Below are 22723 nucleotides of genomic sequence, written 5' to 3'. Positions count from 1 at the left end.
GGGGGAACCTCACGACACTCCTACGCGGGTGCCCGGCGGGGCGCTCGTCAGCCTGGGATTGCGATGCCGATGGCGTCAGAGGAGGTCGTCGAACGCGCCCCAGCAGATCGCGCTGCGGGCGCGCTGGTCGGCGAGGACGGCGACGCGGAGGTGGGCGGGGATCCGCTCGCGCTGCCAGGCGCGCTCGGCGTCGCGGGCGGCGTCCCGCTCGGCGGGCGGCGCGGCGGCCGTGGCCGCGCGGATCGCGTAGGCCGCGGCGCCGAGGTCGTGCGCCGCGACGTGCGCGACCGCCACGGCCTGCCGGTCGCGAGCGCCGCGAAGCGCGCGGGATCCGGCAGACCCTTCCCGGCCGCGTTCGCCCGGAACGCCTGCTGGTGCGCCTCCGTCATCGGCACCTCGCCGCGCACCCAGCCGCGTGCGAGCTCGAGCGTCGCGCGGAGGACCGGGTCGTCGGGCCGCTCGGCCGCGAACAGCGGCAGCACGTGATCCGCGCACGCGATGGCCCACGTCGCGAGCAGCCGGTGGTCGTCGTCGCTCAGCGTGCCGCCGCGGCGCACGGTGATGAGGGCGGGGTCGCGGTCCTTCGGGAGGATGGGCATGCGGGGAGCCTGCGCGTCGCGGCCGTCAGTCGGCGACGGAGAGGTCGACGGTGCCGGCGGTCTTCGGGCCCTCGCACCGGTCGAAGGGATCGACCGGCCTCCAGGAGAGCTCGGGCGTCACCTCGGTCACGGTGGTCCCATCCGCTGCCAGCGCGGTGATCGTCGCCTGCGCCGGGGTCGTCATGCCCCGCGCGATCGTCCAGCGGCCGGGGCCGGTGGCGGTGGCCATGTGCTCCGGCAGGTCGGACTCCGGGATGGCCGGCAGGCGGGACTGCTCGAGCGTCTGCGAGCATCCCTCCTCGTCGCACATGCGCACGAGCACCACCTGCGCGACGGCCTCCTCGGATCCGACGACCTGCACGTCGAGGGTGTTCGCGTAGCCGGGCTCGTTGCATGCGTAGCCGAACGTCGTGCATGCGCTCAGTGAGACCGACGCGAGCAGCGTCGCGGCGAGCAGACCGAGGACGCGGGGCGCGCGTGCGGTGCGGGGCATGCCCGACCTTCTCACGGGGTCGGCGAGCGGCACCAGGCCAGCGAAGGGGAGATCACCCCGCCCACTCCGCCATCACGTCCGACCCCACCTTCACGATGAGCACCGCGACCACCACGATGAACGCGATGCGGATGAAGCGGCTGCCGCGCGCGACCGCCATGCGGGATCCCGCGTAGCCGCCGACCATGTTCGCGACGCCCATGCCGAGCGCGAGCGCCCAGAGCACGTGGCCCTGCGGGATGAAGAAGGCGAGCGCGCCGAGGTTCGTGGCGACGTTCACGATCTTGGCCTTGGCGCTCGCGAGCACGAAGTCGTAGCCGAGCGCGGTGATGAGCGCGATGATCAGGAAGGTGCCCGTGCCGGGTCCGATGAGGCCGTCGTAGAACCCGATCACCACGCCGAGCAGGGCCGCGATTCCGTGGTGCTTGCGCCCCGTGTGCCGGAGCGCGGCCACGTCGCCGAGCTTCGGGCGGGCGATGGTCACGACGGCGACGATGATCAGCGCGACCACCACCAGCGGCTTGAACACCGACGCGGGCAGCAGCGCCGCGAGGCTCGCGCCGCCGTAGCTGCCCGCGAGCGCGACGACGGCCATGGGCAGCGCGGTGCGGAGATCCGGGTGCGTGCGCCGGTACCAGGTGACCGCGCTCGTCGACGTGCCGAACAGCGACGCGAGCTTGTTGGTCGCGAGCGCCTCCACCGGCGTGATCCCCGGCACGAGCAGCAGCGCCGGCAGCTGCAGCAGGCCGCCTCCGCCCACGACCGCGTCGATCCAGCCGGCCGCGAGCGCCGCCAGGATCATGAGCAGCGCGACCGTGAGCGTGATCTCGCCGAGGGAGCCGCCGATGTCCATGCGCGCTCGCTACTCGGCGGCGGAGGAGGTGGAGCGCGACGCGTCCGCCGACTCGAGCGCCACCAGGCGGCGGATCTCGTCGGCGTCCACGTTCACGCCGAACAGCGAGCGGCCGGGCTCCAGCACGCGGCCGGCGCTGAGCGGGCCGATGTCGACGGGGTCGAAGCCGAACGCGTCCACGAGCGCCGCGACCGTCGCGCGCGCCGCGTCGTCGTCGCCCGCGACCGCGATGCCCTTGCGGCCGGGCGCACCCGACGGCCGGGGTCCCTCGTCGAGGTCGTGGTACCCCATGTGGTTGAAGGCCTTGACGACCGTGGAGTCGGGGAGGAAGTCGGCGACGAGCTCGCTCGTGGAGGAGGCGGGGTTCGCGAGGTCGTCGCGGTGGCCGTCGACCTCCCACCAGTAGTTCATGGCGTCGACGACGAGCTTGCCGCGGAGCTGTGCGACGGGCACGGAGGGCAGCTTGCCGAGGGGGAGGGCGAGGATCACGACGTCGGCGCGGGCGGCCGCGTCCGCGGACGTGGTGGCGACGGCGCCGGGCGCGAGCACGTCGACGATGAGGGCGATGCGCGACGGATCCCCCGAGCCGGAGATGAGCACGGGGTGCCCGGCGGCGATCGCGCGGCGGGCGAGCACGGTGCCGACCTTGCCGGCGCCGAGGATCCCGACGGTCGCGCGCTCGGGGGACCGCTCCCCGGAGGCGGTGGCCGGCGCCCCCTCCTCGTCGTCGCGGCGGGCGGGGGCGTCGGGGGACTGCGTCATGCCTCCATCATCCCCGTCGCGACGGCCGACCTCGCACGCGCGGGTGGGAGCGGGCGGCGCGCGCGGCGATAGGGTTGCCGAGCGCGGGCGGATGCCGGCGCGGCTCGCACCCCGGTGCCCGTCGACGGGCGGAGGGAGCGACATGCGCACCATCCCACCTCGCGAGGATCCCCGTGGCTGACCGCGCCCGCTACTCCGCCGCCGTCCTCGCGCTCGAGCACGCGACCGCCGCCGGATCCGACCTCTGCGGTCCCCTCGTCGCCGCCACCGGCATGAGCGGCGCCGCGGTCTCCACCCTCGGGGATCCGCTCGGCAGCGAGACCGTCTGCGCGTCGGACGACCGTGCGGCACGGCTCGACGAGATCCAGCTCGACCTCGGCGAGGGACCGTGCTGGGAGGCGCTGGCCACGCGCAGACCGGTGCTCGAGCCGGACGTGCAGGGATCCGCCGGCACGACCTGGCCGCTCGCCCGCGAGGCCATGCACGCCGCCGGGCTCGGCGCGGTCTTCGCGTTCCCGCTCGTGGTCGCGGGGCTCGACCTCGGCGCGATCGACCTCTACTCCCGCACCCCGCGCGACATCTCCGACCAGGAGGTGGTGGACGCCACCACCCTGTCCCGGATCGTCGCCCGACAGGTCCTCCGCCGCGCTCTCCTGGCCGCCGAGCGTCCGCAGGAGGACACTGGATCCTGGGGAGGCCGGTACTCGCGCCGCGAGGTGCACCAGGCCACCGGGATGGTGGTGGCGCAGATGGGGATCCTGCCGGCCGACGCGCTCCTCGTCCTCCGCGGCCACGCCTTCGCCACCGGCCGCAGCCTGCGCGACGTCGCCGAGGACGTCGTGGGCCGCGTCCTCGACTTCGGCCCCGACCGCTGACCCGCACCATCGCCACCACCACCACCGAACGCCCGATCGACCCAGAGGAACCACGCCGATGCCGGAGACCCGGGAAGAGCTGCTCGTCCACACCTTCGTCAGCCTCGCCGACTCGCTCGTGGGCGACTTCGACGTGCTCGACCTGCTGCAGACGCTCGTGGACCAGGTGACGCTCCTGTTCGACGCGAGCGCGGCGGGGATCATCATCGGGCCGGACGCCCAGCACCTCGAGGTGGTCGCGTCCACGAGCGAGAAGAGCCGGCTGGTCGGGCTGATGCAGCTCGAGGTCGGCGAGGGCCCGTGCGTCGAGGCCGTGAGCACGGGCCGCGTCGTGTCCGTCGCCGACGTGCGCGAGATCGCCCACCGCTGGCCGGCCTTCTCGGCGGAGGCGCAGGGTGCCGGTTACGTGTCCGTCCACGCGATCCCGCTGCGGCTGCGCGGGCAGGTCATCGGCTCGCTCAACCTCTTCCGCGAGCACGAGGGCGCGCTCAACGAGGCCGACGCGACGGCGGCGCAGGCGCTCGCCGACGTGGCGACCATCAGCGTGCTGCAGGAGCGGACGATCCGCGACAGCACCGTCGTGCACGACCAGCTCCGGCATGCACTCGACAGCCGTGTGGTCATCGAGCAGGCCAAGGGCGTGATCGCCCACACGCACGGGGTCGACATGGACGAGGCGTTCCGGCTGATCCGCGCGGAGGCCCGGAGCACCAGCACGGCGTTGCCCGCGATCGCGGCGGGGATCGTGGAGGGTCGCGTGACGCTGGAGGCCGGGGCGCGCTAGCCGCTCGGGCGGATCCGGGCCGACTGCCTAGCGGGGCGTCAGGCGAGCGTGCCGTCGAGGATCCGGTCGAGGGTCTCCAGGCCCTCCCAGACGTGGGCGTGGATGCCGGCCTCGCGGGCGGCGTCGACGTTCGCGGGCTTGTCGTCGACGAACAGGATCCGCTCGGCCGGGCTGCCGAGGCGCTCCACGGCCAGCGGCCACACGTCGGCGTCGGGCTTCGCCATCCCGATGCGCGCGCTGACCAGCACCACGTCGAAGCGCGCGCCCCAGCCCTCCGGGTCCTCGAGCACGTCGGCGAGGTCGTGCGGGGCGTTGGAGAGGATCGCGAGGCGGTAGCCCGCGGCGACGGCGCGATCCAGGGCGGCGACCGTCTCGTCGTCCGGCGATCCCCAGCGGCGCTGCTCGATCGCGACGAGCTCGGCGAGCCCGTCGTCAGTGGGGACGGGGGCGTCCGAGTCCCGGGCGACGGCGTCCCAGAACTCCCGGGCGCTCCCGCCGCGGTCGTACGCCTCGCGGTGAGCGTCGAAGGCGTCGCGGACGCGCGCCTCGGCGTCCTCGCCGGTGACGCCCGCGGGATCCAGCGCCCGGCTCAGCGCGCCGATGTCGTCGGGCCGGGTGATGAGCACCCCGCCGATGTCGAAGAGGAGCCAGGGGAGGGCGGGGTCGCGGTTCTCGGGCATGCGTCTCCTTCGGGATGCGGCGGACGGGGTCCCTCGAGCATGCCCTCTCGCGGGGCGTGCCGCGCGCGTCGTCCCGTGCTCGGGCGTGCGGATCCCGTGAGGGTCGCCGCCCCCGGCGCACGGCTTCCGTGAGGGCGGGCCGCCGTCGCCGTCCACGGCGGTAGACCTGCTGCCATGACCCTCACCGCGATCCTCCCGTCGCTCCGCCGCAGCATCCCGGATCCGCTCGCCGCCGCCCTCTGGCCCAGCGGCACCGCGGCCACCACGACCGACCTGCGCGTCGGCGACGTGTCGCTCGTCGCGCTCGCCGCGGAGCGCGGCACGCCGTGCGCCACCACGGCGGCGGCCGTCGAGCCGGGGAGCAGCGGCCGCGCGTCGCGGACGGCGTCGGCCTCGGCGGTCGTGCTGCGGATCCTCGCCGTCGCTCCCGCGACCGCCGACACCCCGCGCGCGATGCTCGTCGACGCGGACATCGCCGGCCTCGTCTGCGCGTGGGGGGAGGCGCGGCTGATCGGCCGGGCGTCGACCGCCGCGGCCCGGCCCGCGGAGATCAGCGGCGCGGCCGTGCGCCTGCCTGCGGACGTGGCCGCGGGCGACCTGGTCGTCGTCCCGGTGCCCGGCGCGGTCGAGGTGCGCGGGATCCGCGTGGTCGACGCGGCGGCACCCGTGGTCGTCCCGCGCGCGGCCGGCCCCGCGACGGCGCCGGCGCGTGTCGGGGTGCCGCTGACGGTGCCCGAGCTGACGACCGCCCGCTGATCCGCGGCGGCGGGCGGGGCTGATGCCCGACTGCTCGTCGGCCGTCGCGATCCGCCCGCCGCCGCCCGTGCGGGTCCCGCCCGGCCCTGTACTACACTCGATCCCGGTGGCGTGTCCGAGCGGCCTAAGGAGCACGCCTCGAAAGCGTGTGTGGGGGAGACTCCACCGTGGGTTCAAATCCCACCGCCACCGCCAGCAGGATCCGGCACCGCGCCTCGCGCACCGCCGGGATCCGCGCGAAGGGCCCCGGGAGACCGGGGCCCTTCGTCGTGCGCGGCCGGTGCACGTCGCGCATCCAGCCAGGGGGCTCATGCTCACGTGCGCCTCGAACTGCCGCGCCGATCCGTCGGCCGCGTGCATGATGGGCGCCGTACCCGCGACCCGTGGCGGGGACGTCCACCTCCACGTGATCGGAGCCCGTCCATGCCCAGCCGCCGCGAGCCCGCCGCCGTACCCGACCGTGCACCCGCACCCGCACCCGGGGATCGCGCCCTCCCGCCCGGCGTCCTGCTCGCGGCCGAGTGGTCGTGGCGCCTGCTCGTCATCGGCCTCGCCGTGGCGGCCGCCGTGTGGATCCTCGTCGCGGTCAAGGAGGTGGTCATCCCGTTCCTCGTCGGCCTCCTCGTCTGCGCGCTGCTGGAGCCGCTCGTGGGCGCGCTGCGGAAGCGGCGGTGGCCGGCGTGGCTCGCCATCACCGCGACGCTCGTCGGCACCGCGGTCGTCATCTCGGGGCTCGTGCTCCTGCTGGTCACGCAGATCCGCACGGGCATCCCCACCCTGCAGCGCGAGGCGATGGACTGGTTCGAGTCCGTCCGCGACCTCCTCGCGCAGCCGCCGTTCAACGTGGTGCCGTCCGACTACGACGCGCTGCTCGCCTCCGCCGGCACGGCCCTCGAGAACAGCCGCGAGGCCCTGCTCACCGGCGCGCTCGACGCGGGGCTCGGCGTCGGCCACCTCGTCACGGGCGCCCTCCTCGCGTTCTTCACCATCGTCATCGTGCTCATCGACGGCCGCGGCATCTGGCGCTTCGCCGTCTCCGTGTTCCCGCGCCGCGCGCGTCCCGCCATCGACGGCGCCGGCCGCGCGGGCTGGGGCACGCTCTCCGCGTTCACGCGCGTGCAGATCTTCGTGGCCGCCGGCAACGCGGTCGGCATCGGCATCGCGGCGTGGATCCTCGGCCTCCCGCTCGCGATCCCCATCGCGGTCCTCGTGTTCCTCGCGTCCTTCATCCCGGTCGTCGGCGCCATCGTGTCGGGCGCGTTCGCGGTCGTCATCGCGCTGGTGTTCGTGGGGCCGCTGCAGGCGGTCATCATGCTGGCCGCCGTCATCGGCGTGCACCTGCTCGAGTCCCACGTGCTGCAGCCGCTCGTGATGGGCGGGGCCGTGCACGTGCATCCGCTCGCGGTCGTGCTCGCCGTCGCGGCGGGCTCGTACGTCGGCGGCGTCGCGGGCGCCCTGTTCGCGGTGCCCTTCGTCGCCACCCTCAACGTCATGGTCCGGTACATCGCGGGCGGCGGCTGGAAGGCCCGCACCCCCGCCGTAGGATCGTGACGACGAACCTGCGGAGTCGACGGAGCCGCCCGCGCACGTCTCTACGGGAGGACCCCACATGACCGAGGAGAACTACTCGAATCCGGATCGCAACCTCGGGATGGAGCTCGTCCGAGCCACCGAGGCCGCGGCCATCCGCTCCGCCCCCTTCATCGGCAAGGGCGACAAGAACGCCGCCGACGGCGCCGCGGTCGACGCGATGCGCAAGTTCCTCGGCACCGTCGCCTTCGACGGCCTCGTCGTCATCGGCGAGGGCGAGAAGGACGAGGCGCCGATGCTCTTCAACGGCGAGCACGTCGGCAACGGCTTCGGCCCCGCGTGCGACATCGCGGTGGATCCCATCGACGGCACGAGCCTCACCGCCGCCGGCCGCATGAACGCCCTCTCCGTCATCGCGGTGAGCGACCGCGGCAGCATGTTCGACCCGTCGGCCGTCTTCTACATGGACAAGCTCGTCACCGGCCCCGAGGGCCGCGGCGTCGTCGACCTCGACCGCCCCATCGGCGACAACATCCGCGCGCTGGCCGACGCGAAGGGCCTCGCGGTCGAGGACATGCAGGTCGCCGTGCTCGACCGGCCCCGGCACGCCGACCTCATCGCGCAGATCCGCGCGGCCGGCGCCTCCACCCGCCTCCTGCTCGACGGCGACGTCGCCGGCGGCATCAACGCGGCCCGCCCCGACAGCCGCATCGACATGTGCGTCGGCATCGGCGGCACCCCCGAGGGCATCATCACGGCGTGCGCGATCAAGGCGCTCGGCGGCGTGCTCCTGTCCCGCCTCGCCCCCAAGGACGACGTCGAGAAGCAGCGCGCGATCGACGCCGGCCACGACCTCGACCGGATCCTCGACCAGGACGACCTCGTCACCGGCGACAACGCCTACTTCGTGGCCACCGGCGTCACCGACGGCGCGCTCGTCGCGGGCGTCACGCGCCACCGCGGCATGATCCGCACCTCGAGCATCGTGCTCCGCTCGCACTCCGGCACCATCCGCCGCGTGGAGGCCGACCACCTGGTCTCCAAGTGGTACAGCCCCGCCAGCTGAGCGGATCCGGGCACACCCCCTCATGACGCGCACCCGCCGCAGCCTGCTGTCCCGCCTCGCCCCGCCCGCGATCGCCCTGATGGGCGGCCAGCGGGAGTTCGCGTCGCCCGCGCGCACGATGGGCGGCGCCCGGCGGCGCGTGGTGAGGCCGGGGGCGTTCGCGCCGCCGCCGCTGCTCCGCGGGGTGCGGGTCACGGCCCGGGTCGAGGGCGGCTGGCACGTCTACGAGGTGGCGCCCGCAGGTCCGGCCTCCGGGCGGCGCGCGCTCTACGCGCACGGCGGCGGCTGGACCCACGAGATCAGCCCGTTCCACTGGTGGCTGGTCGCAGGGCTCGCCCGCCGCTCGGGGACGACCTTCACCGTGCCGATCTACCCGCTCGTCCCGTCGGCCACGGCCGCCGACGTCGTCGCGCGCACGGCGGACCTCGCGGAGGCGCTCGTCGCCGAGGCCGGCGCGGGGAACGTCACGCTGATGGGCGACTCGGCCGGCGGGCAGATCGCGCTGTCGACCGCGATGGTCCTCCGCGACCGGGGCGTGCCCGCGCCGCGCGACGTCGTGCTCATCTCGCCCGCGCTCGACCTGTCGTTCACGGATCCGCTCATCGCCCGCATCCAGCCCACCGACCCGTGGCTCGCGGTCGACGGCATGCGCGCGGCCGTGGAGTCGTGGCGCGGCGACCTGCCGGTGGAGGATCCGCGGGTCAGCCCGATCCACGGATCCCTCGCGGGCCTCGGCCGCGTGACGGTGTTCTCCGGCACGCACGACATCCTCTTCGCGGACGCGCGCGCCTTCGAGCGGAAGGCGGCGGCGGTCGGGCACCCGGTGCGGATCCACGTGGAGCCGAACCTCCTGCACGTGTACCCGCTCATGCCCATCCCCGAGGGCGCCCGCGCGCGCGACGCGATGGTGGAGCTGCTCCTCTCCTGACCCGGCCGGTGCGCGAACGGCCCGGATCGCGACAGGAGAAGCGGCGTACGTTCGAGGAGCGGGCGACGAGGCCCGGTGCGCTCGGAGGGATCCACATGACCAGGACACACAGGACGCTCGCCGTCATCGCGGCGGCCGCCACGGCGACGCTCCTCGCGGGATGCGGGACCGGCGGCACCGGCGCGGCCGACGCCTCCTTCACCACGGAGGCCACGGGCACCCTGAAGGCCTGGGCCTTCGACGGCGCGGACGACGTGGGCGAGGCCCGCCTCGCGCACGCGGCCGACGCGCTCTCCGACGTGGAGGTCGACCTGGACTCCACCGCGTTCGACGCGCAGAAGTTCACCACCCGCGTGGCCAGCGGGCAGACCCCGGACGTCGTTCAGATGGACCGCCAGTTCGTGGCGACCTACGCGGCGCAGGACCTCATCCTCCCGCTCGACGAGTGCTACTCCGTGAACGACGTGGATCCGGAGGAGCGCTTCTACGAGTCCGTCACGAACGACATCCGGTACGACGACGCGATCTGGGCCGTGCCGCAGTTCTTCCAACCGCCGGCGATCCTCCTCAACGAGCGCGTGCTCGGCGCCGCCGGCGTCTCGGGCGAGCAGTTCGACACCTCGGAGCCCGACGAGCTGCTCGACGCGGTCGGGAAGGTCTACCAGGAGTCCGGGGGCGACCCCTCCGTGCTCGGCCTCGACGCGGTGCCCACCAGCCAGGCCGCGCTCTGGATGCTCGGCTTCGGCGGCCAGCTCGTCGACGACGAGGGGAAGCCCACGCTCGACGACGAAGCCAACCTGCCCGGCCTCGAGTTCCTGAAGGAGCTGTCCGACGCGCAGGGCGGCTACGCCAAGGGCAAGAGCTTCAGCGACGCGTTCGACACCTTCGGCGACGGCAACCAGTTCGTGAAGGACCAGGTCGGCGCGCAGATCGACGCCCAGTGGTACCTCAACGTGGTCGCGCCCTACCGCGACGACATCGACATCTCGGCCGTGCCCTTCCGCGACCAGGACGGCGAGCCGTTCGCGGTCGCCGGAGGATCCGCGTTCGTGATCCCCGCGGGCGCCGCCAATAAGGACGCCGCCTGCGCGTGGATGCTCGACCTCACCGGCCAGGAGGCGTGGGAGGCCGCGGGCGACGTCCGCGCCGAGACGGTCGCCGAGAACGGCGGCATCTACACCGGCCTGTTCACCGGGTCCCCGGCCGCCGACCAGGCCATCCGCGACGCCCACGTCGTGCCGAGCGGCGACGACGGCATCGACCAGGCCATCGCGACGTACTACGACGTGGTGGCGGAGGGCCGCTCGATCGGCGGGTCGCCGGCCGGGCAGCAGATCCAGAGCGAGCTGCAGAACGCGGTCGCCTCGACGCTCCTCGGCGACAAGACCCCGGAGCAGGCGCTCGGCGACGCGCAGACCGCGGCCATGCGGGCCTACGAGCAGGCGGCCCGCTGATCCGCCGCTGACGTGCACATGGCGTGATCAGGGCGCCCGGCTACCGTGGGGACCGGGCGCCTTCCCGCGCTCCCGGACGAGGGATCAGTACCCGGAACGCGACAAGACTGGCCGCAAGGAGTCGTCATGTCGTGGATCGTCCTCATCGTGTCCGGGGTGCTCGAGGCCGTCTGGGCCACCGCCCTCGGGAAGTCCGCCGGGTTCACCAAGCTGGGGCCGTCGATCGTCTTCGGCGTCGCCGTCGTGCTCAGCATGGTCGGGCTCGCCTACGCGATGCGCGAGATCAGCACGGGCACCGCGTACGCCGTGTGGGTCGGCATCGGCGCCGCGCTCACCGTGACCTACGCGATCGTCACCGGGGAGGAGCCCGCGAGCGTCGTCAAGGTGCTGCTGCTGCTCGGCCTCGTCGGCTGCGTGGTGGGCCTCAAGGTCGTCGACACCGGGAGCTGACCTCGCCGCCACCGCCGCGCGGATCAGCCCTTGCGGCCCTGCGTGGCGATGCCCTCCACGAAGTAGCGCTGTCCGAACGCGAAGAGCACGAGCATCGGCAGGGTCACGAGGAGCGCCGCGACCATCACGAGCTGGTAGTCGCCCTGGCCGCCGTTGGTCGGGCTGAACGCGGTCATCGCGTAGGAGAGGCCGAGCGGCACGGTGAACCCCTCGACGCTGCCGGCGTTCAGGTAGATGAGCGACGCCTGCAGGTTGTTCCAGCTGGCCTGGAACTCGAAGATGAAGATGATGACGAACGACGGGATCGACAGCGGCAGCGCGATCCGCCGGAACATCCCGAAGTAGCTGGCGCCATCGAGGCGGGCCGCCTCGAACAGCTCCCGCGGCAGCCCGAGGAAGAACTGGCGCTGCAGGAAGATGTAGAAGGCGGAGCCGAAGAGGTTCATGCCGAACAGCGGGATCCACGTGCCGATGAGCCCGAGGTTCTTCCAGATGAGGAACTGCGGCACCATCGTCACGGCGCCCGGCAGCATCATCGTCGCGAGCACCAGGCCGAACAGGATCCTCCGCCCCGGGAACCGGAAGTACGCGAAGCCGAACGCGACGAGCGCGCTCGAGATCGACACGAGCGCGGCGGACAGGAGCGCGATCGCCAGGCTGTTGCCCATCCAGCCGAGGAGCGGCAGCTGCTCCCACACCTCGACGTAGTTCTGCGGCGTGAACGTGCGCGGCCAGAGCGCATTGTCGAACACCTCGCCGCGCGGCTTGAGGCTCGCCGCGAGCAGCCACGCGAACGGGTAGAGGAACAGGAGCGCGAAGCCCACGAGCAACGCCGTGATGAGGGCGCGGCCGATGCGGGAGCGCACGCGGCGGCCGCGGTCGGGGTCGGTGCGGCGGCGGAGCGGATCCCGCGACGGGAGCGGGGTGAGGGCGGCGGCGATGCGCGGATCCCCGGTGGCGGCGGCGGGTGCGGCCTCGGGCGTCGGAGCGGCGTCCGGCGTGCGGTCGGTGACGGCCATCAGCGGTCCCCCTCGTAGTAGACGAACCGGTTGCTCAGCTTCACCTGGATGAGCGTGATGATCAGCACGATCACGAACAGCAGCCACGCCATCGCGGCCGCGAACCCGAAGTCGAACGACCGGAACGCCTGCTGGAACAGGTAGACGCCGTAGAACAGCGACGAGTCGGGCGACGCGTTCGTCTGGTCGCGCCAGAACAGCAGGTACGCCTGGTCGAACACCTGCAGGGCGGCGATCGTGAGCACGACGACGTTGAAGAAGATGGCGCCGGAGATCATGGGCACGGTGATGGCGAAGAACTGCCGCACGGGTCCGGCGCCGTCGAGCGAGGACACCTCGTACAGCTCGCGCGGCACGTCCTTGAGGGCCGCGAGGAAGATCACCATGGTGCCGCTCACGCCCCACAGCGTCATGAGGACGATGGACGGCTTCACCCAGTCGGGGTCGATGAGCCACTGCGGGCCGTCGATGCCGATCGCCTCCAGCCCCTGGTTGACCGCGCCCGTGTTGCCGTTGAGCAGCAGCAGGAAGACGCTCGCCGTGGCGACCGTCGGGGTCATCTTGGGCAGGTAGTAGAGGGTGCGGAAGATGCCGGCGCCGCGGCCGAGGCGGGCGAGCAGGATCGCGAGCAGGAGCGCGAGGCACACCTCGAACGGCACGGCGAGGATCGCGTAGAAGAGGGTGTTGCCGAGGCTCAGGGCGACCCGCGGATCCGTGAACAGCCGCTCGTAGTTCTCGGTGCCGACCGGGGTGGCCACGTCGGTGGCGAGGTTGTAGTCGCTGAACGACACCACGAGGCTGTAGACCATCGCGCCGAGCGTGAAGACGAGGAACCCGATGATCCACGGGCTGATGAAGAGGTAGCCGGCGACGGCCTCGCGGCGGGCCATGCGGGACCGGCGGGGACGGGGCGGACGGTCGGCGGAGGCTCTTCGCGCAGGGCGGCTCGTCGTCGTCATGGTGGTCCTCGTCGACTGGTGGATCGGAGCGGCGCCGCTCCTCCTGCCGACCCTACAACTGCTTCTCCTTCGCGTCCGAGGGGGGATCCGGCGCCTGTCCGGCGGGCGTCGGCGGCGCGTCCGGCGGGCATCCGCGGTGGGCAGCCCCGGTGGGCGCGGACGCACGGACGCCCGCGCTCGGGGAGCGCGGGCGTCCGGTCGTGCGGGGGGATCAGCGGCGTCGGCGGCGGGTGCGGACGGCGATGACCGCGACGACACCGGCTGCGAGGGCCGCCGCGCCGAGGGCGAGCTCGATGACGAGGCGGGCGCCGTCGCCTCCCGTGCGGGGGAGGTGGTGGTTCGGGGGCGGCACGTCGCCGGGGGGCGTGGTCGACGACGGCACGCCGGAGGTGGGCGTGGGCGAGGGGGTGGGCGTGGATCCGCCGGTCGTGCCGCCCGTGCCGCCGCCGGTGGATCCGCCCGGCGGGGTGGGCGACGGCGCCGGCGTGGCCGTGGGGGCGGGGGTCGGCGTGGGCGCCGGGGTCGGGGTGACGACGGGGGTGGTGCCGGAGCCGACGGGCGAGGTGGCGGTGCCGCACGTGGAGGAGACGAACGCGTCGTCGTCGAGCGTGACGGAGCCGTTGCGGGCGAGCATGCGGCCGTCGACCGTGGCGCCCGTGCCGACGGAGACGCTCGTGAGGGCGAGCACCGTGCCCGCGAATCCGGAGCCCGTGCCGAGCGACGCCGAGCTCGACACCTGCCAGAACACGTTGCAGGCCTGGGCGCCGTTCACGAGCGAGACCCGGCTGCCCGAGCCCGTGGTGAGGGACGACGGCGCCTGGATGACGAAGACGGCCGAGGGGTCGCCCTGCGCGTCGAGCGTGACCGTGCCGGTGAGGCCGAGCGGGCCGGCAGCGGTGTACACGCCCGGGGTGAGGATGGATCCGACGAGGTCGGCGGGGACGCCGGCGGTGGTGGGGCGGCCGGCCGCGTCGTCGTAGGCGGTGGTGAGGTCGGACTGCGCCTGGCCGGCCGCCGCGTCGGCCGCGTGCGTGGCGCCGCCCACGACGCCGGGCGGGAAGCCCGTGACGGAGCCGGAGGGGCTGGTGCCGAGATCCGCGGAGAGCGTGGTGGGGCCGGTGTTGGTGACACCCTGGCCGGCGAGCACCGAGTACGACGCGGCAGTGCCGAGGCCCACGGTGGCGGTGGCGGCGAACGCGCTGGCCGGGGCGAGGAGGGCGGCTCCGAGGCCGCCCGCGGTGATGGCGGCGACGGCCAGCGAGGCGATGGCGAGGGACCCGGATCGGGCCCGGCGAGATGAGGAGGTGCAGGCATGGCGCGACTGGTGCATGGACAGCTCTCGTCGGAGGGGATGGCGGGTGGAACCGCGACCGTATCGACGGGCGATCCTCGGCCGTGCGCCGAGTGCACAGGCGGTTACGGTGTGGGGGTGACCCGCCTCGCCGACGAGATCCCCGCCCGCGACGAGCTGCTCGACCTCTACGGGTCCGTCGGCTGGACCGTCTACACGGGGGACCCCGCGCGGCTCGAGCGGGCGCTCGCCGGATCCGACCTCGTCGCCACCGCGCGCGACGACGCCGGCCGCCTCGTCGGCCTCGTCCGCACCGTGGGCGACGGGGTCACCGTCTGCTACGTGCAGGACCTCCTCGTGCGGCCCGACCGGCAGCGCGGCGGCGTCGGCCGCGCGCTCGTCGAGCACGTGCGCGCGAGCCATCCGTCCGGCGTCCTCCTCGTGCTCACCACCGACGCGGGCGGCACCGAGGACGGCGACCGCTCGCACCCCTTCTACCGGTCGCTCGGCTTCGCGCCGCACGCGGAGCAGGAACTCGCGGCGTTCTCGCTGCGGGTCTGACGGCGGTTGCGCCTCAGCGCGGCAGCGTGCGGGCGTGCTGCGGGTCCTCCAGCAGGCGGACCGTCTGCTCGATGTCGAGGCTCCCGGGGAAGTTGAGGTGCGTGAAGCGGCCGTCGGGGTCGTAGGACGCGGTGGGCGCCTGGATGCGGGATCCGCGCACCGCCGCCACGAGCGCCGCCGTGCGCTCCGGAGACAGGGAGTCCTCCGGCCCGATCGCGAGGATCACGCGGAAGCGCCGCTTGCCGGCGAGGTCGAGGCGGAGCACCAGGGGATCCTTCCGCGGTCGCTTCCTCGGCTTGTCGTAGCGCGACTCCGGCGGGATCTGCGGCTGCTCGACGCGCGCGGCCACCAGGTCGGTGAACGGCCGCTCCCGGCCGCGGAGCCGGAGGAGGCCGCGGTCCGCGTCGATGTCGAGGCCCGGGGTGAGGCGCGTGACGACGAGGAGGACCAGGGCGCCCAGCACGGCGACGCCGACCACGGTGACCGCGGCGACGGTGATCCAGCCGCCGCCGATGCGCTCCTCGAGCCGGACGCCGAGCCAGGCCGCCGGCCGCCAGCCGAGGTAGGTCGCGACGAATAGCCAGATGCCGCCCATGATCAGGCGCTGCACGTAGCTCGGCGGCGGGATCCGCACCCACGTCCCCTCGGCCATGCTCCGACCCTATGGGCGCGGGCCCACGGCCAGCTCCCGGCAGGCGCCCACCCGCGCCCCCAGAACGAGGCGCGTGCTCAGCCCTGCGCCGGCTCGTCCCACCCCTCCTGCGGCGTCTCGCACGTGCCGCGGAACACGTACTGCGACGGGAGCTTGCGCTCGCGGCTCGACCAGTCGATCGCGGGGCGGCGGGCCTCGGGCGGCAGGTAGCCGAGCCGGTACACGGCCTTCAGCTCGAGCTCCGGCGGCACGCGCAGCAGCTCCTCGACGCGGGTCCACTGCTCGCGGATCTCCATCGGGAACGAGATGAACTGGATCCCCATGCCGATCGCGCCCGTGGTCAGCCAGACGTTCTCCATGGCCGCCCCCATCGAGAACGTCGAGTAGAAGCCCGCGAGCGACTCGGGGCGCTCCTCGGCGCGGTCGAGCATCACGCCGATCAGCAGCGGGCTGCCGGCGACGAGCTTGCGGTTCTCGCGGCCGAGCGTCTGCGGGACCCGGAGTGAGTTCATGAGCCTCTGGCCGCGCGGCGTGAACGCCTGCTTCGTGAAGGGGCGCAGCGGCGCGGGCAGCCTGTCGAAGAGCATGCCGTCGCGGCGCGCGTCCATCTCCTCCTGCGAGAAGCGGAAGTAGTGCTTGTAGCGCTCGAAGAACGTGCCGTTCGACATCGTCTCGGTCATGCTCTCGCCGCTGATCTCGGCGATCCGCTCGATCGTGTCCCGCTCCTCCACGAGCACGAAGCGCCAGGGCTGGCTGTTGAGCTGCGAGGGCGCGCGGCCGGCCACCTCCATGAGGAGGCGCTGGTGCTCCTCGCTCACGGGATCCGGCAGGAAGGCGCCGTTGGTGGTCCGCCGGGCTCTCAGGACGTCGAGGAAGTCGATGGGTCTCTCCAGGTGGCGAGGGCGCCCCGGGCGAACCAGGGGGCGGCGGTCAGGGCGACGGCGGGGTGCCGGCGGGTGCGGGTGCCGACGCGGGGGAGCGCGGCGAGCGGGATCAGGGCAGGGGCCAGCGCGCGGGCGGCGCGGACGGCGGCGGGGCGCGCGGCGGATCCGGCCCAGAGCGGCGACGCGAGCGCGACCGCGGTGAGGGCGCTCGTGAGCACGTACGCGCGGTGGTGGAGGCGGAGCTCCGGACGGGGCGGCAGGATCCGCGTGGCCGCCGCGATCCCGATGGCGCAGTTCACGAGGTAGGCGGCGCTCGCCGCGGCGAAGGCGACGCGGACCGCGGGCGACGCGGCGCGGGTCCGGCTCCTGGTCATCCCCTCCGACGCTAGTCCGGCGTCGCGCCGGATGGCCGGGCGCAGCGGAGGCGCACAGCCGCGGGTGGCATCCGGGTTGGATGGAGGCATGCAGACACCCCCGGCGGCGCCCGCGCGCCTGCTCCTCACCCGGCACGCGCAGACGCCCTGGAACCGGGAGTACCGCTACAACTCGCGCACCGACGTGGACGTGGGCGACGACGCGGCGGAGCAGCTGGCGCCCCTCGCGGCGCGGCTGGCCGGTGAGGGCGTGGAGCGGATCCTCGTGAGCACGCTCGCCCGCGCCCGCAGCACCGCGCGGATCCTGCAGGAGCAGGGCGTCGCGCCGGGCGTCGCGCCCGAGCCGCGGCCCGAGCTCGTGGAGCTCGACTTCGGCGGCTTCGAGGGGATCACGCGCGAGGAGCTCCGCGGGCCCGTGCACGGGGAGGCGTTCGCGGCCTGGCTCACGGGCGACGACGGCGAGCCCGCGGCGCCCGGCGGCGAGACGTGGGCCGCCGCCGCGGTGCGGGCGCGGGCGGTCCTCGACGACGTGGCGGCGGATCCGCGCACCACCCTCGTGGTCGCGCACGGCTACCTGCTGCGCGTGCTCTACCTCACGGCGCTCGGCCGCTCGCCGGCGCTCACGCGGTCGCTGGTGTGGGCGAACGGGCAGCTCATCGAGCTGGAGCGCGACGGATCCGGGTGGCGCGAGCGGGGCGCTCCGGCCGGCTAGGCGTCCGCGTCCCCGGGATCCGCGCAGTCCGCCGGGTAGCGCAGCTCGAACACGACCTCGTCGAGCACGCCCGTCCAGACCATGTCGTCGCCGCGGCGCGCGAGCGGGCCGTCGGTGAGGTCGATGGCGTCGGCGAGGCCCAGCCCGGCGATCCACGACTCGATGACCTCGCGGCGCACCTCGGGCGCGTACGCGTCGGCGTCGCCCGAGAAGTGCACGCCCTCCCACGGCCCGCCGAGCTGCCACGCGAGCGGCGGCAGCCCGCGGATCGCGCCCTCGGCGTTCCACGCCAGCGCGACGGAGGTCTCGATCGCCAGCCGGGTGATGCGGCGCTCGGTCGGGACGTGCTCGGGTGCGGTCGACACGGTCTCTCCTCGTGCGGCCGGTGCGGCCGTGCTCGTGCGTGCGGGTCAGCCGCACAGTATCCGGGCGTCGAAGATCCCGCCGGTCGGATGCGCCACGCGGACATGCGACGGGGCGCCGGATCCATCGTATTTCCTCGCGCGTGGGATGAGAGGATGAGCGCGGCGGAGGCAGGGGATCCGGGCGGGGGACCGCGCGGGACCGGCGTCGCCCGCGGGCCGCATCGGGGGATGACGACGCCGGCGCACGACACCACCCGAGGGGGGACGCATGGCGCTCACGACCGCCACCGCACGACGAGAGGACGACGTCACCGTCGTCACCGCCACAGGCATGCTCAACATGGCGGCGGCGCCCGAGCTCCGCCAGGCGATCCACGACGCGCTGGATCCCGCGCCCCAGCGGGTCGTCATCGACCTCGCCGGCGTCGACTTCATCGACTCCTCCGGCCTCGGCGCCCTCATCGCGGGCCTCCGCGCGGCGCGCGACGCCGGCGGCGACCTCCGCATCGCGGCGCCCGGCCCGCAGGTCGCGATGGTGCTGCAGCTCTCCAACCTCGACCGCGTGCTCGTCTCCACGCCGACGGCCGAGGCGGCCTACCGTGACTGAAACGACGAGGAGCCTCACCCTTCAGTCCCCGCCCGACGACGTGGATGCCGTCCACGAGCTCGTCGCCGGCCTGTGGGACGACCGCCCCGACGTGGGCGCGCTCGACCGGATGGCGTTCGAGACCGCGCTCATCGAGCTCGCGTCGAACGTGATCGAGCACGCCGACCACGGTCAGGGCGTCTCGTGCGTGGTGAGCGTCACGGTCGACGACGGCCAGATGAGCGCGCGGCTGCGCGACGGATCCGAGCCCGGCGACTTCCGCCTCGCCCCGCGCGAGATGCCCGGCGTCGACGCCGAGTCGGGTCGCGGCCTCGCCATGGTGCAGATGCTCTGCGACGAGCTGACCTACGAGCGGGTCGGCGGCGAGAACGTGTGGAGCGTCCGCCGGACCCGGATCGAGCCCGAGGCGTCCTGATGTCCTCGCCCGCGCGCGCGCCACGGCTGCCCGCGCTCTCGCTCCCCGCGTGGGTCGGCCGCGTGGCCTGGATCCCCGAGTCGGCCGTCCGGACGGGATCCGCCGGCTCGTCCGGCCCGACCCCCGTGCTCAAGCAGCTGCCGATGCTGGTGCTCTTCGTGCTCGCGGTGCTCACCAGCCTCGCCGTGCCGTCGCTCGGCGTCACGGCGCCGCGCGCGCTCCTCGTGTCGTGCGGGATCCTCGCGGTCGCCACCGCGCTCGCGGTCCTCGTCTCCCTCCGCCGCGACCTCGCGCGCTACGCCGTCGTCGTGCCCGCGCTCGACTTCCTCGCCGTCGGCATGCTGCGGATCGGGACGGGCGAGAACGTGTCCGTCTTCGGATCCCTGGTGATCCTCCCGGTCGTCTGGTTCAGCCTCAACGCGAGCCGCTGGAACGTGCTCGTCGCCTTCGTCGGCGTCTACGTGTCCCTCGGCCTGCCGCTCCTCCTCGACCTCGGCGCGCAGAACGCGAACGAGCTGTGGCGCGGGTTCTTCAGCGCCCTGGCCTTCGCGGTCGCGGCGCTCGTGGTCAACGAGCTGTCCCGGCGCACGCGCTTCAGCCTCGAGGCGTCGCGCCACCGCGAGCGGCTCAGCGAGGAGGAGCTCGCCCGGGCGTCCCTGGTGCAGCAGGCGCTCCTGCCGCAGACCACCGCCCCGCTCGCCGGCTACCAGGTCGCGGGCGCGTGCCTGCCCTCCAAGGCCGTCGGCGGCGACTTCTTCGACTGGTACCCGGTGAAGGAGGGCCTGGCGTTCACCCTCGGCGACGTGATGGGCAAGGGCGTCGGGGCGGGGATCATCGCGGCCACCGCCCGCGCGGTCGTCCGCAGCGCCAAGAACGTGCCGGATCCGGTCGCCGCCCTCGAGCGGACGGCCGACTGCTTCACCGCGGAGCTCAGCGGCGCCGCGTCCTTCGCGACCGTCTTCCACGCGCGCGTCCGGGCGGAGGACCACACCGTCCTCTACGCGGACGCCGGCCACGGGCTCTCCGCGCTCGTGCGCGCCGACGGCACGCACCAGCGGCTCGAGTCGACCGACCTGCCGGTCGGTGTCCCGGGCGGCGGCTGGAGCGCGCACGAGGTCGTGCTCGGCCCCGGCGACCTCATCGTCACCTTCAGCGACGGCGTGCTCGACCTCTACGACGGCACGCTCCGCGCGGTCGACCGGGTCGCCGAGCTGGCGCGCGCGTCGGCGTCGGCGGACGAGCTGGTGGAGCGGATCACGACGCTCGCCGCCAGCCAGGCGAACCCGGACGACGTGACCGTGGTGGTGCTGCGCCGCGAGGCGTGACGGCCGGTCGCCCGATGCGCGACGGCGGCATCGGGTGGGCCACGGCGCCTTCCGAACCGGGGAGGGCTCCGAACCCCTGCGCATACACTCGAAGCAGGCGCCGCGGTCCGGGGGGATCGTGCGGCGGGCGGCCACCGCCCGGCGCGACCGGGCCCGGGACACTCGCAGGGGGACACATGGTCATGCAGCAGCCCGTCGCGCGCCAGGGCGGTTCGGATCCGGCCGGTCGCGCCACCCGCGATGCGGACGCGCTGCACGGCACCGCCGAGGAGGCGCGGCTGCGCGCCGTGCACGACCTGCGGCTCGTCGGATCCACCGCGGAGGAGCGCTTCGATCGCGTCACCCGCATCGCGCGCGAGCTGTTCGACGTGCCCGTGGCCGAGATCAACCTGGTGGACTCCGTCGAGCAGTTCACGAAGTCGCCGCAGCCCGCGGGCGTCTCGCTGCTCTCCGACCGCTCGCAGTCGTTCTGCGACGTCACGATCCGCAGCCCCGAGATCCTCGTCGTGCCGGACGCGACCCAGGACGTGCGCTTCGCGGACCGCACCACGGTCACCGGCCCCCGCCACATCCGCTTCTACGCGGGCCGTCCGCTCCTCTCCGGCGGCCAGACCGTCGGCACGCTCTGCCTCGTCGACACCGAGCCGCGCGACCTCGCCCCCGCGCAGGAGAAGCTGCTCGACGAGATGGGCGCGTGGGTGGAGCGCGAGCTCTGTGACAGCCGCGACGAGGAGCTCGCGGGCGACGTCCAGCGGCGGCTCCTGCCCGTGGACCGGCCGCTCTGGCCCGACTTCGACCTCGCCGGGATCAGCATCCCGGCGCGCGGCGTGGGCGGCGACTTCTACTCCTGGGGCGAGGATCCCGACGGGCTGCACGTGACCATGGCCGACGTGATGGGCAAGGGCGCGGGCGCGGCGATCCTCGCGTCGGCCGTCCGCTCGGGCTTCCAGGCGCACCGCGGGCCGGACGCCGCGCGCACGGTCACCGCCGTGCAGGCGCAGCTCCAGTCCGACCTCGACGCGACCGAGACGTTCGCGACGTTCCTGCACTGCCGCATCGACGGATCCACCGGGCGCCTCGCGTACGCGGACGGCGGCCACGGCCTCACGGTGCTGATCCGGGCGGACGGCGGGCACGAGATGCTGCCGGCGCTCGGCCTGCCGCTCGGCGTCGTGCCCGATGCCACGTGGGCGGCCGGATCGGACGAGCTGCGCCCCGGCGACCGGCTCCTCGCCTTCACCGACGGCGCGCTCGACCTCTTCGACGGATCCCTCGACTCGATCGCGCCGCTCATCGACCTGGTGCGCACGGCCGCGGACGCCGCCGAGACGGTGGGCCGCATCGCGGACGCGGCCGCGGAGGCCGCCGCGCGCGGCACCCTCGGCGACGACGTGTCGGCGGTGTGCGTGCGCTACGCGGGCGGCGCCTGAGGCTCGTCCGTCGAGGGCGTCATGTCGGCCCGGGCGTACTCGGATCCCGAGCGCGTCCGCAGCACGAGGCCCGCGTCCACGAGGTGGCGGCGGAGCAGCGCGTGGTCGTCGGTGAGGCGGACGAGGCGCTCGGTGAGGGCCTTCTCGTCGAGCACCTCGTCCGGCTCCAGCACGCGGGCGACGACGTGCTGCAGCAGCGCGTCGAGGTCGGCGGGGGAGGCCGGCCACTGGGCGATGCGGCCGTCGCGGAGGAAGCGCTCGACGCCCTGCGCGGGCGGGGTCGCGGGCTGCTGCGCCAGGATCGCGCGGAAGACGGCGTCGGGCGCCGAGGCGGTGCCGTCGGGGTCGACCGCCACGAGGCCGGAGCCGACGAGCGAGGCCTGCGCCTTCTTCCGTCGCGCCGGGGAGAGGTGCGCGAGGGCGTCGTCGAGGCCGGATCCGAGCACGACGCGCGCGTACGCGGCCCGCATCTCCGTGTCGGCGAGCACGGCGGCGAGGCGGCGCGGGTCGATGTGGTCCATGGATCCAGCCTCCCGCATCCTCGACCGCCCGGTCGCACCGGCCGGATGGGAGCAGGGTGGAGGTGCACCCCGCAGCAGCGGGGCGCGACGCAGACGACAGGAGGCGCACATGGCGGATCTCGCAGACAAGGCCAAGGGACTCATCGACAGCGACAAGGGCGAGCAGGCGACGGACGGAGCCATCGACAAGGGCCAGGACGCCGCCAGCAGCGCGACCGGCGGCAAGTCCGACGGCGCCGCGGAGAAGGCCGGCGACGTCGCCGACCAGAAGCTCGGCCAGTAGTCCCGCATCCCGACCGGACGGCCCCGACCCTCATCGCGAGGGCCGGGGCCGTCCCTCGTCCGGCATCGTCGCGTTCGCATGCCGCGCCCCCGTCC

The 22723-nt window shown here is 74.2% G+C and carries 27 protein-coding genes, 1 tRNA gene, 1 pseudogene and 1 riboswitch; of the genes and pseudogenes, 16 read left to right on the top strand and 13 right to left on the bottom strand.

What is annotated here, in order from left to right:
• Window positions 1-75 precede the first annotated feature (75 nt).
• From BFL37_RS12710 to BFL37_RS12695, 4 genes and pseudogenes are all read right to left on the bottom strand, one after another.
• Window positions 76-599 (bottom strand): annotated as a pseudogene (locus tag BFL37_RS12710) (putative immunity protein).
• A gap of 25 nt (window positions 600-624) precedes the next feature.
• Window positions 625-1092 (bottom strand): hypothetical protein, encoded by a 468-nt coding sequence (locus BFL37_RS12705; RefSeq protein WP_086515479.1) that lies wholly within the window; start codon window positions 1090-1092, stop codon window positions 625-627.
• Between the two features lie 52 nt (window positions 1093-1144).
• Window positions 1145-1945, bottom strand: coding sequence for a sulfite exporter TauE/SafE family protein (locus tag BFL37_RS12700; protein WP_086515478.1), 801 nt, complete (start codon window positions 1943-1945; stop codon window positions 1145-1147).
• A 9-nt stretch (window positions 1946-1954) separates the two neighbouring features.
• Window positions 1955-2707 carry an NADPH-dependent F420 reductase gene (locus BFL37_RS12695; protein ID WP_086515477.1) on the bottom strand — a complete coding sequence of 251 codons (753 nt, stop codon included), beginning with the start codon at window positions 2705-2707 and terminating at the stop codon, window positions 1955-1957.
• A gap of 173 nt (window positions 2708-2880) precedes the next feature.
• Between BFL37_RS12695 and BFL37_RS12690 the strand changes: the two genes are divergently transcribed.
• On the top strand, window positions 2881-3582 hold the full coding sequence (locus BFL37_RS12690; protein ID WP_086515476.1) for a GAF and ANTAR domain-containing protein: 702 nt from the start codon (window positions 2881-2883) through the stop codon (window positions 3580-3582).
• Window positions 3583-3640: 58 nt separating this feature from the next.
• Window positions 3641-4366: a GAF and ANTAR domain-containing protein gene (locus BFL37_RS12685; RefSeq protein WP_086515475.1), complete on the top strand. Its 726-nt coding sequence runs from the start codon at window positions 3641-3643 to the stop codon at window positions 4364-4366.
• Window positions 4367-4404: 38 nt separating this feature from the next.
• Here the strand turns inward: BFL37_RS12685 and BFL37_RS12680 are convergent, their stop codons facing one another.
• The gene (locus tag BFL37_RS12680) at window positions 4405-5046 is read right to left on the bottom strand and encodes an HAD family hydrolase (RefSeq protein WP_086515474.1); all 642 of its coding nucleotides are present in this window, start codon (window positions 5044-5046) and stop codon (window positions 4405-4407) included.
• A 174-nt stretch (window positions 5047-5220) separates the two neighbouring features.
• Here BFL37_RS12680 and BFL37_RS12675 point away from each other — a divergent pair, with 174 nt between their 5' ends.
• The 7 genes from BFL37_RS12675 (at window position 5221) to BFL37_RS12645 (ending at window position 11230) form a co-directional block, all read left to right on the top strand.
• Window positions 5221-5802, top strand: a complete 582-nt coding sequence (locus BFL37_RS12675) for a hypothetical protein (RefSeq protein ID WP_086515473.1) — start codon at window positions 5221-5223, stop codon at window positions 5800-5802.
• A 105-nt stretch (window positions 5803-5907) separates the two neighbouring features.
• Window positions 5908-5997 (top strand) — tRNA-Ser (locus BFL37_RS12670).
• Window positions 5998-6225: 228 nt separating this feature from the next.
• The gene (locus BFL37_RS12665; protein WP_241534075.1) at window positions 6226-7353 is read left to right on the top strand and encodes an AI-2E family transporter; all 1128 of its coding nucleotides are present in this window, start codon (window positions 6226-6228) and stop codon (window positions 7351-7353) included.
• Window positions 7354-7411: 58 nt separating this feature from the next.
• Window positions 7412-8398: a class II fructose-bisphosphatase gene (gene glpX / locus BFL37_RS12660; RefSeq protein ID WP_086515472.1), complete on the top strand. Its 987-nt coding sequence runs from the start codon at window positions 7412-7414 to the stop codon at window positions 8396-8398.
• Between the two features lie 22 nt (window positions 8399-8420).
• On the top strand, window positions 8421-9326 hold the full coding sequence (locus BFL37_RS12655; protein WP_086515471.1) for an alpha/beta hydrolase fold domain-containing protein: 906 nt from the start codon (window positions 8421-8423) through the stop codon (window positions 9324-9326).
• A gap of 95 nt (window positions 9327-9421) precedes the next feature.
• Window positions 9422-10780: an ABC transporter substrate-binding protein gene (locus BFL37_RS12650; RefSeq protein WP_086515470.1), complete on the top strand. Its 1359-nt coding sequence runs from the start codon at window positions 9422-9424 to the stop codon at window positions 10778-10780.
• 51 nt (window positions 10781-10831) lie between these two features.
• Window positions 10832-10896: riboswitch (guanidine-III (ykkC-III) riboswitch) on the top strand.
• A 10-nt stretch (window positions 10897-10906) separates the two neighbouring features.
• Window positions 10907-11230: a DMT family transporter gene (locus BFL37_RS12645; RefSeq protein ID WP_086515469.1), complete on the top strand. Its 324-nt coding sequence runs from the start codon at window positions 10907-10909 to the stop codon at window positions 11228-11230.
• A gap of 23 nt (window positions 11231-11253) precedes the next feature.
• Here the strand turns inward: BFL37_RS12645 and BFL37_RS12640 are convergent, their stop codons facing one another.
• The 3 genes from BFL37_RS12640 to BFL37_RS12630 all read right to left on the bottom strand — a co-directional run bounded on the left by BFL37_RS12640 (window position 11254) and on the right by BFL37_RS12630 (window position 14538).
• On the bottom strand, window positions 11254-12249 hold the full coding sequence (locus tag BFL37_RS12640) for a carbohydrate ABC transporter permease (RefSeq protein WP_086515468.1): 996 nt from the start codon (window positions 12247-12249) through the stop codon (window positions 11254-11256).
• On the bottom strand, window positions 12249-13208 hold the full coding sequence (locus BFL37_RS12635) for a carbohydrate ABC transporter permease (protein ID WP_086515467.1): 960 nt from the start codon (window positions 13206-13208) through the stop codon (window positions 12249-12251). The genes BFL37_RS12640 and BFL37_RS12635 overlap by 1 nt, the downstream gene beginning before the upstream one ends.
• Before the next feature lie 211 nt (window positions 13209-13419).
• Entirely contained in the window at window positions 13420-14538 is a 1119-nt protein-coding gene (locus tag BFL37_RS12630; RefSeq protein WP_086515466.1) for an ice-binding family protein, read from the bottom strand.
• Between the two features lie 99 nt (window positions 14539-14637).
• Here BFL37_RS12630 and BFL37_RS12625 point away from each other — a divergent pair, with 99 nt between their 5' ends.
• Complete coding sequence (locus BFL37_RS12625; RefSeq protein WP_086515465.1) at window positions 14638-15060, top strand: GNAT family N-acetyltransferase; 423 nt, start codon at window positions 14638-14640, stop codon at window positions 15058-15060.
• 13 nt (window positions 15061-15073) lie between these two features.
• On the opposite strand, the gene BFL37_RS12620 is transcribed toward BFL37_RS12625, so the two are convergent.
• The 3 genes from BFL37_RS12620 to BFL37_RS12610 form a co-directional block, all read right to left on the bottom strand.
• Window positions 15074-15712: a hypothetical protein gene (locus tag BFL37_RS12620; RefSeq protein WP_241534074.1), complete on the bottom strand. Its 639-nt coding sequence runs from the start codon at window positions 15710-15712 to the stop codon at window positions 15074-15076.
• A gap of 77 nt (window positions 15713-15789) precedes the next feature.
• Window positions 15790-16593: a nitroreductase family protein gene (locus BFL37_RS12615; protein ID WP_086515718.1), complete on the bottom strand. Its 804-nt coding sequence runs from the start codon at window positions 16591-16593 to the stop codon at window positions 15790-15792.
• Entirely contained in the window at window positions 16572-16970 is a 399-nt protein-coding gene (locus BFL37_RS12610; protein ID WP_086515719.1) for a hypothetical protein, read from the bottom strand. The genes BFL37_RS12615 and BFL37_RS12610 overlap by 22 nt, the downstream gene beginning before the upstream one ends.
• A gap of 88 nt (window positions 16971-17058) precedes the next feature.
• Here BFL37_RS12610 and BFL37_RS12605 point away from each other — a divergent pair, with 88 nt between their 5' ends.
• Entirely contained in the window at window positions 17059-17682 is a 624-nt protein-coding gene (locus BFL37_RS12605) for a histidine phosphatase family protein (RefSeq protein WP_086515464.1), read from the top strand.
• On the opposite strand, the gene BFL37_RS12600 is transcribed toward BFL37_RS12605, so the two are convergent.
• Window positions 17679-18047, bottom strand: coding sequence for a hypothetical protein (locus BFL37_RS12600; protein ID WP_086515463.1), 369 nt, complete (start codon window positions 18045-18047; stop codon window positions 17679-17681). The genes BFL37_RS12605 and BFL37_RS12600 overlap by 4 nt on opposite strands.
• Before the next feature lie 268 nt (window positions 18048-18315).
• On the opposite strand from BFL37_RS12600, the gene BFL37_RS12595 reads away from it, so the two are divergent.
• The 4 genes from BFL37_RS12595 (at window position 18316) to BFL37_RS12580 (ending at window position 21824) form a co-directional block, all read left to right on the top strand.
• Window positions 18316-18654: an STAS domain-containing protein gene (locus tag BFL37_RS12595; protein WP_086515462.1), complete on the top strand. Its 339-nt coding sequence runs from the start codon at window positions 18316-18318 to the stop codon at window positions 18652-18654.
• Window positions 18647-19069 (top strand): ATP-binding protein, encoded by a 423-nt coding sequence (locus BFL37_RS12590; protein ID WP_086515461.1) that lies wholly within the window; start codon window positions 18647-18649, stop codon window positions 19067-19069. The genes BFL37_RS12595 and BFL37_RS12590 overlap by 8 nt, the downstream gene beginning before the upstream one ends.
• A complete protein-coding gene (locus BFL37_RS12585; protein ID WP_086515460.1) occupies window positions 19069-20394 on the top strand; it encodes a PP2C family protein-serine/threonine phosphatase in 1326 nt (441 codons plus the stop codon). The genes BFL37_RS12590 and BFL37_RS12585 overlap by 1 nt, the downstream gene beginning before the upstream one ends.
• Window positions 20395-20570: 176 nt before the next feature.
• Window positions 20571-21824 carry a PP2C family protein-serine/threonine phosphatase gene (locus BFL37_RS12580; RefSeq protein ID WP_086515459.1) on the top strand — a complete coding sequence of 418 codons (1254 nt, stop codon included), beginning with the start codon at window positions 20571-20573 and terminating at the stop codon, window positions 21822-21824.
• Here BFL37_RS12580 and BFL37_RS12575 read toward each other — a convergent pair.
• The gene (locus BFL37_RS12575; protein WP_241534073.1) at window positions 21806-22345 is read right to left on the bottom strand and encodes a DUF2087 domain-containing protein; all 540 of its coding nucleotides are present in this window, start codon (window positions 22343-22345) and stop codon (window positions 21806-21808) included. The genes BFL37_RS12580 and BFL37_RS12575 overlap by 19 nt on opposite strands.
• A 109-nt stretch (window positions 22346-22454) precedes the next feature.
• Between BFL37_RS12575 and BFL37_RS12570 the strand changes: the two genes are divergently transcribed.
• Complete coding sequence (locus tag BFL37_RS12570) at window positions 22455-22628, top strand: Rv0909 family putative TA system antitoxin (protein ID WP_086515457.1); 174 nt, start codon at window positions 22455-22457, stop codon at window positions 22626-22628.
• The last annotated feature ends 95 nt before the right edge of the window (window positions 22629-22723 follow it).

Source organism: Clavibacter michiganensis, assembly GCF_002151125.1.
GTDB lineage: Bacteria > Actinomycetota > Actinomycetes > Actinomycetales > Microbacteriaceae > Clavibacter > Clavibacter michiganensis_C.
This window is presented reverse-complemented; position numbering and strand designations above follow the sequence as displayed.

Bases quoted from the DNA above. Each gene is read 5' to 3' on its own strand.
- BFL37_RS12650 (WP_086515470.1), top strand. From the start codon at position 9,422: ATGACCAGGACACACAGGACGCTCGCCGTCATCGCGGCGGCCGCCACG.
- BFL37_RS12705 (WP_086515479.1), bottom strand. From the start codon at position 1,092: ATGCCCCGCACCGCACGCGCGCCCCGCGTCCTCGGTCTGCTCGCCGCG.
- BFL37_RS12610 (WP_086515719.1), bottom strand. From the start codon at position 16,970: ATGACCAGGAGCCGGACCCGCGCCGCGTCGCCCGCGGTCCGCGTCGCC.
- BFL37_RS12635 (WP_086515467.1), bottom strand. From the start codon at position 13,208: ATGACGACGACGAGCCGCCCTGCGCGAAGAGCCTCCGCCGACCGTCCG.
- BFL37_RS12630 (WP_086515466.1), bottom strand. From the start codon at position 14,538: ATGCACCAGTCGCGCCATGCCTGCACCTCCTCATCTCGCCGGGCCCGA.
- BFL37_RS12605 (WP_086515464.1), top strand. From the start codon at position 17,059: ATGCAGACACCCCCGGCGGCGCCCGCGCGCCTGCTCCTCACCCGGCAC.
- BFL37_RS12675 (WP_086515473.1), top strand. From the start codon at position 5,221: ATGACCCTCACCGCGATCCTCCCGTCGCTCCGCCGCAGCATCCCGGAT.
- BFL37_RS12665 (WP_241534075.1), top strand. From the start codon at position 6,226: ATGCCCAGCCGCCGCGAGCCCGCCGCCGTACCCGACCGTGCACCCGCA.
- BFL37_RS12585 (WP_086515460.1), top strand. From the start codon at position 19,069: ATGTCCTCGCCCGCGCGCGCGCCACGGCTGCCCGCGCTCTCGCTCCCC.
- BFL37_RS12695 (WP_086515477.1), bottom strand. From the start codon at position 2,707: ATGACGCAGTCCCCCGACGCCCCCGCCCGCCGCGACGACGAGGAGGGG.
- BFL37_RS12575 (WP_241534073.1), bottom strand. From the start codon at position 22,345: ATGGACCACATCGACCCGCGCCGCCTCGCCGCCGTGCTCGCCGACACG.
- BFL37_RS12620 (WP_241534074.1), bottom strand. From the start codon at position 15,712: ATGGCCGAGGGGACGTGGGTGCGGATCCCGCCGCCGAGCTACGTGCAG.
- BFL37_RS12680 (WP_086515474.1), bottom strand. From the start codon at position 5,046: ATGCCCGAGAACCGCGACCCCGCCCTCCCCTGGCTCCTCTTCGACATC.
- BFL37_RS12570 (WP_086515457.1), top strand. From the start codon at position 22,455: ATGGCGGATCTCGCAGACAAGGCCAAGGGACTCATCGACAGCGACAAG.
- BFL37_RS12685 (WP_086515475.1), top strand. From the start codon at position 3,641: ATGCCGGAGACCCGGGAAGAGCTGCTCGTCCACACCTTCGTCAGCCTC.
- glpX (WP_086515472.1), top strand. From the start codon at position 7,412: ATGACCGAGGAGAACTACTCGAATCCGGATCGCAACCTCGGGATGGAG.
- BFL37_RS12655 (WP_086515471.1), top strand. From the start codon at position 8,421: ATGACGCGCACCCGCCGCAGCCTGCTGTCCCGCCTCGCCCCGCCCGCG.
- BFL37_RS12640 (WP_086515468.1), bottom strand. From the start codon at position 12,249: ATGGCCGTCACCGACCGCACGCCGGACGCCGCTCCGACGCCCGAGGCC.
- BFL37_RS12595 (WP_086515462.1), top strand. From the start codon at position 18,316: ATGGCGCTCACGACCGCCACCGCACGACGAGAGGACGACGTCACCGTC.
- BFL37_RS12700 (WP_086515478.1), bottom strand. From the start codon at position 1,945: ATGGACATCGGCGGCTCCCTCGGCGAGATCACGCTCACGGTCGCGCTG.
- BFL37_RS12645 (WP_086515469.1), top strand. From the start codon at position 10,907: ATGTCGTGGATCGTCCTCATCGTGTCCGGGGTGCTCGAGGCCGTCTGG.
- BFL37_RS12580 (WP_086515459.1), top strand. From the start codon at position 20,571: ATGGTCATGCAGCAGCCCGTCGCGCGCCAGGGCGGTTCGGATCCGGCC.